Source organism: Finegoldia magna (genome assembly GCF_018371055.1).
GTDB classification, from domain to species: domain Bacteria; phylum Bacillota; class Clostridia; order Tissierellales; family Peptoniphilaceae; genus Finegoldia; species Finegoldia magna_I.
Map to the genome: position 1 here is coordinate 1 of NZ_JAGYZD010000061.1, position 8,215 is coordinate 8,215.

At 32.9% G+C, this 8,215-nt stretch carries 10 protein-coding genes; all 10 read right to left on the bottom strand.

The features are described 5' to 3' along the window. Nucleotides 1–1,002, bottom strand: a 1,002-nt coding sequence (locus KHW44_RS03950) for a phosphoglucosamine mutase (RefSeq protein ID WP_304066231.1), incomplete at its 3' end; no start/stop codon positions are given. Nucleotides 1,003–1,356: 354 nt separating this feature from the next. Next, a complete protein-coding gene (locus tag KHW44_RS03955; protein ID WP_304066234.1) occupies nucleotides 1,357–2,334 on the bottom strand; it encodes a YbbR-like domain-containing protein in 978 nt (325 codons plus the stop codon). Next, entirely contained in the window at nucleotides 2,324–3,166 is an 843-nt protein-coding gene (cdaA, locus tag KHW44_RS03960) for a diadenylate cyclase CdaA (protein ID WP_002835149.1), read from the bottom strand. The genes KHW44_RS03955 and cdaA overlap by 11 nt, the downstream gene beginning before the upstream one ends. 103 nt (nucleotides 3,167–3,269) lie before the next feature. Beyond that, complete coding sequence (locus KHW44_RS03965; RefSeq protein ID WP_304066238.1) at nucleotides 3,270–3,533, bottom strand: HPr family phosphocarrier protein; 264 nt, start codon at nucleotides 3,531–3,533, stop codon at nucleotides 3,270–3,272. Between the two features lie 56 nt (nucleotides 3,534–3,589). After that, nucleotides 3,590–4,132 (bottom strand): rubrerythrin family protein, encoded by a 543-nt coding sequence (locus tag KHW44_RS03970; protein WP_304066241.1) that lies wholly within the window; start codon nucleotides 4,130–4,132, stop codon nucleotides 3,590–3,592. A gap of 85 nt (nucleotides 4,133–4,217) precedes the next feature. After that, on the bottom strand, nucleotides 4,218–5,261 hold the full coding sequence (locus tag KHW44_RS03975; protein ID WP_304066244.1) for a rod shape-determining protein: 1,044 nt from the start codon (nucleotides 5,259–5,261) through the stop codon (nucleotides 4,218–4,220). Between the two features lie 8 nt (nucleotides 5,262–5,269). Continuing rightward, entirely contained in the window at nucleotides 5,270–5,749 is a 480-nt protein-coding gene (gene ispF / locus KHW44_RS03980) for a 2-C-methyl-D-erythritol 2,4-cyclodiphosphate synthase (RefSeq protein ID WP_304066247.1), read from the bottom strand. Continuing rightward, nucleotides 5,746–6,441: a 2-C-methyl-D-erythritol 4-phosphate cytidylyltransferase gene (gene ispD, locus KHW44_RS03985; protein WP_304066250.1), complete on the bottom strand. Its 696-nt coding sequence runs from the start codon at nucleotides 6,439–6,441 to the stop codon at nucleotides 5,746–5,748. The genes ispF and ispD overlap by 4 nt, the downstream gene beginning before the upstream one ends. A gap of 123 nt (nucleotides 6,442–6,564) precedes the next feature. Further along, a complete protein-coding gene (locus KHW44_RS03990; protein ID WP_304066253.1) occupies nucleotides 6,565–7,671 on the bottom strand; it encodes a PIN/TRAM domain-containing protein in 1,107 nt (368 codons plus the stop codon). Between the two features lie 24 nt (nucleotides 7,672–7,695). Next, on the bottom strand, nucleotides 7,696–8,178 hold the full coding sequence (locus KHW44_RS03995) for a CarD family transcriptional regulator (RefSeq protein WP_278726238.1): 483 nt from the start codon (nucleotides 8,176–8,178) through the stop codon (nucleotides 7,696–7,698). Nucleotides 8,179–8,215 lie beyond the last annotated feature (37 nt).

An 8,215-nucleotide genomic window follows, 5' to 3' on the forward strand; every position in this document is an offset into this window, starting at 1 on the left:
ATCTTCTATGAAAATAATGTGTCCTGATTGTTCTCCACCAATAATGTAGCCATTTTTTCTCATTTCTTCAAGAACGTATCTGTCCCCAACTTGTGTTTTGATAACATCCACGCCAATTTCTTTCAAGCTTTTTATAAGACCGATATTAGTCATAACAGTTCCTACAACTGCGTTATTCTTAAGCTTGTTGTTTTCTTTTAAGAAATGTCCAACTGCACAAATAACATGATCTCCATCCATTATTTCACCAGTTTCATCACAAGCAATCAACCTATCCCCGTCTCCATCGAACGAAAATCCCATATCAGATTCAGAAATTTTTACCAAATTACTTATAACTTCAGGATTTGTTGAACCGCATTTGAAGTTAATATTCTTTCCGTCGTATTCTGTATTTGTAACAGTCACATTAGCATTTAATCTATTGAAAATAATTGGTGCGATTTCAGAAGTAGCTCCATAACCACAGTCCAAGCTCACCTTCACACCAGTCAAATCCAAATCAACCCTGCTCAAAAGATAATTGATATATGTATCCTTTGCGCATTCTTCTTCATAAACTCTACCTACTTTTTCTCCTGTAATTTTTACGTTAATTTCATCTTGATGATCAATCAAATATTCGATTTCTTCTTCAAGACTATCTTTTAATTTGAAACCTTCATTCGAAAAATATTTTATTCCATTAAATTCGTAAGGATTGTGGCTTGCAGAAATCACTATCCCGCAACAAGCATTGTAAAATCTAGTCAAATACGCCACAGCTGGTGTAGGAATTACTCCTAATCTGTAAACATCAAAACCCATGCTAGTAATTCCACTAATCAAAGCCGCTTCCAACATATCCCCAGAAATTCTAGTATCTTTTCCTATAACAATTAATTTATTATCTACATCTTTTAATTTATAACAAGCTGCTCTCGCAAGCTTATAAGCTAATTCAACAGTTAAATCTTCGCCTGCAACGCCTCTTATACCGTCAGTTCCGAAATATTTTCCCATCAATATCCCCCTCTATTTTTATAATCTAATTATAACACATAATGTAAAAATCAATTAAAATGTGCATCTTTTTCAAATAAAAAAACGAGTTTGCACTCGCTTTTTTATAAACATAAAACTTGTAATCGGTAACAAGAACAATGTGTTTATTATTAAGTTTTTAAAAGTTTCAGTTTTATATGAAAAGTACACACCAATAAAAGATGTTATTGGCAATGAGAAAAATATTACTTGGCTTAATAATTTTGATAAGTCTGGTGAAGTTTCAGCAACTTTTCCACATAAAATGAAATTATTGTTAGAATTGCACCTAGTACAATTGTTATCAATGTAATTTCGTTTTTAATTTTCATATTATTTTTCCAGGACAACTGTTGCTGTGATTCTTCCATTGGAGCCTTCTGCAAGGACTATTGATTGCGGTAAATCCAATGCTACATCTACAGTGTTTTCTCCCTCTTTAAAATCTTTTAAATCTATTGCTTTGGTTGTTATATTTGAATGTGATTTTATAATATCATCTTGTCCTTTTATCTTGATTGTTGGTCTACTAAATGTAACTTTCTTAACTTTCAATCCATCTGGAATATTAGTCACAACCGGTTTGATTTCGACATCTTTTTTCAGCAATACATCGATTATTACTTTGCAACTTTCAGATGATTTGGTCAAGTATGATCTTGCCGTGTCGTCTTTTAAGCTTAGATTAATCGGTAAATCTAAGTTGATATCTTTGTCAATATTTGACTGATCGATTTTGACTGATGCGTAATCAATTGAATTAAGATATGTTTTCGCTCCAGATACTTTTATATCTTTTGGATCTAGTTTTATGGAGTCAATTTCCACATTTTCTGGTAAATCCCCAACCTTCATTAATCTTATAGGGAATTTAACCGTATCGACTGTTTCTGTTTTCACTAAAATAGTTTCGTCAGATTGATCAGTTACGTTGACTCCTTGAGGAAGATTTACTTGCACAGGTAATGTTTCAGAATCCACTTTTATGGATTTTACATCGACAAAAGCTTTTATTTCTGAATTTTTCATTTTGGTTATTGTGTTTCTTCTTCCTTCCACGCGCATAGATATTGTCGGATTTTTAGGGGATATAATCACCCTCCCATTTTCCCTTAACTTATCTATGTCGCGATATTCAACATTTACTACTGGAATATCTTTTGTTACTACAGGGTTTTTATTTTCCATTACAAAAGACCACAAAAATATCGCCAAAAAAAGACAGACTATTTTTATTATAAGATTGTTTGAATAAAATCCTTTGAAGTCAATATTTTTTAAGTATGAATTATTCTTTATTTTATCTTTCATCTTCTATTTCCTTTCTGTTGAAAATATAAGAATCTTGATCATTGTATAATTTTGTCAGAATCTTTGTTAGAGTTGGTTCATCAACGTATCTGTTGATTTTGCCGTGTTCAGCTATTGAAATACCACCTGTTTCTTCTGAAACTATAAGTGCCAGACAATCACTTTTTTCACTCATTCCTATAGCTGCTCTGTGTCTTGTCCCCAATTCCTTGGATATGGATTGTTCTGTGGACAATGGCAAAAAACATGCCGCCGCTTTGATAGTATCATTTTTGATTACAACTGCGCCATCATGAAGTGGAGTATTAGGTATGAATATATTTATCAAAAGTTCGCTAGAAATCGCAGAATTTAAAACCGTGCCTGTTTCTACAACATCTCCAAGACCTGTACTTCTTTCGAAGATAATCAACGCACCGATTCTTTGTCTTGAAAGTGAAAATACAGCGTGTACAATTTCTTCCACGCACTTATCCACTTTTTCTCCTCTGATATCCGCAAATGATTTGGTCAAAATATTACTTCTACCTATTGTTTCCAAAATTTTTCTAAGTTCAGGCTGGAATACCACTATTATCATGATAGCCAAAGCCGTCATCATGTTCTCCAAAACCCAGTTTACAGTGTATAATTTCAACGAATCACTGATTTTTACAAAAATAAATATGATTACTAAGCCTTTTACAAGTTGTTCAGCTCTTGTTTCTTTTATCATCATATATAATTTGTAAATACAGACCGCAACTATAGCGATATCTATGATATCCAAAAATCTTAGTGTATTGATCATATTAAAAAATTTATCCAAAAAAACCAAATTAATCATTCCCATCTATGCTTCTTTAATTATATGATACCATAAATTATCACCAATTTTTCGCAAAATTAAACGATTATATAACCATTTATCCGTAAAAACATTTTCATACTATGTTTTAATAATCCAGCCCTTTTTCAATTAATTCGCTTAATTTTTCAAGTGCTAATTGTTCATCTTCACCATCGCACCTTAAAATAAGCTCACATCCTTTGTGCGCTGATAATGACAAAATGCTTATAATACTTTTGCCACTGTATGTTTTATTGTCTTTTATGAATTCAATATTAGAATTGTATTTTACTGCTTCATTCAAAAATTTAGATGCAGCTCTTGCGTGAAGTCCTATCTCATTTGTTATACAAACCTTTTTCTCTACCATAATTTCCTCCAGATTTTAAAAATATAAGCCGGTATTACCCGGCTTATATCAAAAAATTAATATTCTATGAATTTTTCGGATTTACATCCGCAAATTGGACATGCATCGATTTTTTCAAATCCTATGTATCCACAAATTGGGCATAGTAATATTTCTTCTACTTCTAAGTCTTTTCCACCGTCAACGAATTCTTTTGCTTTTCCGAATCTTTCAGCGTGAACTTTTTCAGCTTCTACAGCAAATCTCATAGCTCTTACTGCTTCTTTTTCTTCTTGCATTTCAGCTACTTCTATGTAAGCTGGGTACATTTCAGTTGCTTCGAAGATTTCTCCGTTTCTAGCTCCTTCTAAGTTTTCAGAAGTGCTTCCAATTCCGAAACCAGCCATGCTAGTTACTGCGAAATCACCGTGAACATCTTTTAATGCATCAAAGTGTAATGCAGCGTGGATTTTTTCAGCGTCAGCTGTAGCGTTGAACAATCTTGCAACATTTTTAAAACCGTCTTTTTCAGCTTTATTCCCCCAAATGTTGTATCTGTTTCTTGCTTGAGATTCTCCTCCAAATGCTGATTGTAAATTTGCTTGTGTCATCATTTTCATATCAAAATACCCCCTATTTTATTTTATACATATATTATATCACATCGTTAACAAACAATGAATACAATTTGTAATAATTACAATTTTATCTCATTCTGCTAACAATTACTTTTCTTCTCAAATCCTGATGAGAATCACTGTCTTCTTTTAATTTATCCATCCACATTAATGATTTACCAGTTCCCCTAACAACTGCCGTGATTGGACCATCTACAATCCTAGCGTTCACACCAATTCTTTCAGAAATTAATTTATCCAATCCTTTCAGTAGACATCCACCGCCACTCATAATGATTCCTCTTTCGTAAACATCTGCCGCTAATTCAGCTGGAGTTTGTTCCAAAACTTCTTGTACAGTGTCTACAATTTTATCTATCGGCTTTTTCAATGCAACTGAAATATCTTTTGACGAAACGTAAATGTGCATTGGTAATCCATTTACCAGATTTCTACCTTTGATTTCGTACAACTCTCCATCATCTCTAGGATATGCACTGCCTACATTTATTTTAACTTTTTCCGCAGTGGATTCTCCAATAATCATGTTGTATTTTGTTTGGACAAAATCTTGTATTCTTCTGTCAAACTCATCTCCTGCAACAGGAATTGATTTGTTGATTACAATTCCTCCCATGGAAATCACCGCAACATCGGTAGTTCCTCCACCGATATCTACGACGATGTTTCCCCTTGCATCTGTCACATCAATTCCTGAACCTATAGCTGCCGCCAATGGCTCTTCAATTAAATACGTGTTGTAAGCTCCAGCGTATTTTGAAGCTTGAATGACAGCTCTTCTTTGAACTTGTGAGATTTGACTTGGAACGCAGATCAAAACTTCTGGTCTGATTAATGATTTGCCCAAAGTTTTTTTAAGTAAATATGAAATGATTTTTTCTGTTGAATTAAAATCTGCAACCACACCATCTTTTAATGGCTTTTTGGCGACAATATTTCCTGGAGTTCTCCCCAAAATTTTCTTAGCGTCTTTTCCAACAGAAATTATTTTTGAATTAAAACTATTCATCGCCACAACAGAAGGTTCATTCAATACGACTCCTTTGTTTGGCAAATACACAAGAACAGACGCTGTTCCCAAATCTATTGCTATTTTTCTTCGAAAATTCATATTATCACCTATAAATCTTTTTTATTCAATATGCAGACACTGTTAGCTGTAATGCCTTCGCATCGGCCTTCGAATCCAAGTTGTTCTGTTGTAGTTGCCTTGACTGAAATATTAAATGTATTAGTGTGCAAATCTTGTGCGATATTTTCACGCATTGTGTCGATGTAATCTCTAAGTTTTGGTTTTTGGCAAGAAATCGTAGAGTCAATATTTCCAACTTCATATCCCATATAATCCATAATTTCAAAAACTTTTCTAAGCAAAACTCTGGAATCAATGTCCTTGTATTTCATATCGGTGTCTGGAAATAACTTGCCAATATCTCCCAAGCAAAGTGCTCCACATATAGCATCCATTATAGCATGAATCAAAACATCTGCATCACTGTGACCCAAAAGTCCCTTATCGTGTGGAATTTCGACCCCGCCTAATATCAATTTTCTATCTTCAACAAGTTTGTGTACATCTAACCCAAAACCTATTCTCATTCGTTTTCTCTCTTTCTAGCAATAAGCTCTCCAAATAGCAAATCCTCTTGTGTAGTTATTTTGATATTGGAATAATCGCCCTTAATTATTTTTACTTTTTTACCGACGATTTCAAGTAAAGATGAATCGTCTGTCACATTTATTTTTTCGTCAAATACTAGCTTGTATGCATCTTTGATAGACTTATACTTGAAAACTTGTGGCGTTTGCGCCATATACAAATGTGATCTGTTAGGAGTATTCACAACTCTCATATCGTCATCAACGTATTTTATTGTATCCTTAGCTCCCACGCTCACCACAAGCCCGTCATAATCGCCGATAGATTCAATGGCTTCAAGTATTTTTTCACGTCTAATAAACGGCCTAGCTGCATCATGGCTTATTATCAAATCACAATTTTCATTTACTTTATTCAAGCCATTGTATGTAGATTTTTCTCTTGTGTCGCCACCGATAGCGATTACGATATCTCTGTAATTTTTATCTTTTATAAAATTTCGTACAAATTCTTCGTCTTCTTCTCTAATTACAAGAATGAATTCTCTGATTTCGTCGATTGATTGGAACACATCCAAAGTCATCTCCAAAATCATTTTGTCTTTGATTTTCAAAAATTGTTTTGGAATTTTTTTATTCATTCTTTGAGAGGATCCAGCCGCAGTTATAATAGCTGAAATATATTTATCCATATAACACCTCATTATTATTATATCAAAAAATCAATTTAATTAAAAAGATTTGCTCTTGCAATAAAAAAAGAGAACTACGCAAATAGTTCTCTAATAAGTTCAAATAATAAATACAATATAAAACTACTGATCTTTACCATCAGATTTCTTTGCAAAGATCATTTTCCCTGCAGAAGTTTGAAGAACACTTGTAACAGTACAATCAATAACTTGTCCCAAATATTTTTTGCCATCTTCCACTACAATCATAGTACCATCATCTAAGTAGCCTATACCTTGATTGTTTTCACGTCCTTCTTTGATGATTGACACATTAATCGGCTCACCCGCTACAAAAACAGGTCTCATAGCATTTGCCAAATCATTTATGTTGAACACGAAAACTTCTTGCAAGTCTGCAACCTTATTCAAATTATAATCATTCGTAAGTAAATTTGCGTTCAATTCTTCTGACATTTTTACGAGCATAGAATCGACTTTATCAATATTAGGATATCTCTTATCAACCACTTTAACCTTGTCCTTGTACTCAGTTTGCATAGTTTTTAAAATATCCAATCCACGTCTTCCTTTTTGTCTTCTCAAATAATTATCAGAATCCGCGATATGTTGAAGTTCTTCGATAACAAATATTGGAATTATTAAATTTCCTTCCAAAAATCCCGTCTTCAATATATCTATAATTCTACCATCGATAATAGTAGAAGTATCTACGATTTTAGGTCTAACTTTGCTATCTTTGTTTGAAAATTTTAGATTTGGTTTTTCTTTAGTTTTGATTCTATCGAAAAATGCGAGAAAATCATCGTGATAATTAAGAGCAAGCTTAGCTCCCAAAAATCCCATTCCAATATAAAACACAATCTCAAAAATAACCGTCAACACAGTCCCTATCCCTGGAATATTTAATTTTAACAACGGTTGTGATATCAAAAAAGCTAATATCAGCCCTACCACCAAACCAATTGTCCCTATAACAATATCGACCAGAGAGAACTTTTTAAGCGAATCTTCAATAGATTCTATCAATTTTAATTCTACCGATATGAATTTCGGAGCCAAAGCATAAAATATGAATCCAAATACGACTGCCGCTATTATCATAGCAACTATCTTAATAATCACACTAGTTGATTTTTCAATAAAATTACTGAAAATAACATTAGTAAATATAATTCCTAAAATAGCCCCGATGATAGATATCAGTATTGACATCCCTCGTCTGAACAAAATATTTCTCCTTTCACAAATATTTTAATCTAAATCGATTAATTCGTTCACCATGCTTTCAGCTTCTGATGGTTTAATATTCAAACCACTTGCAATTTCGCTAATGAGCATTTTTCTGGAGGTATTAAGTACTTTCTTTTCAATCATGGATAGGCCTTTTGAACAATCTAATTCATACAAACCCTTATACACAATAGCAGTTTCTTTTATATCTCCCGTTCTCAATTTTTCGAGATTTTCTTTGTACCTTTTATTCCAATTTGAAGGAAAATCAACTTCGCTATTCTTTAAAATATCTCTTAAAGAATGAATAGTTTCTTCTTCTGCAACAAATCTTATTCCCATATCATTTATCTTATCTACAGGTATCGAGATTTTCATTTCCCCCATTGGCATTTTCAAAATATAATAATCTTTTTTAACTCCCAAGACCTCTTTATTTTGTACTTCGGTAATTATGCCTGCACCGTGCATAGGATAAACAATCTTATCGCCTATTTTAAACATACTATCACCTCACCTTATATTATAGCTTAATCACAAA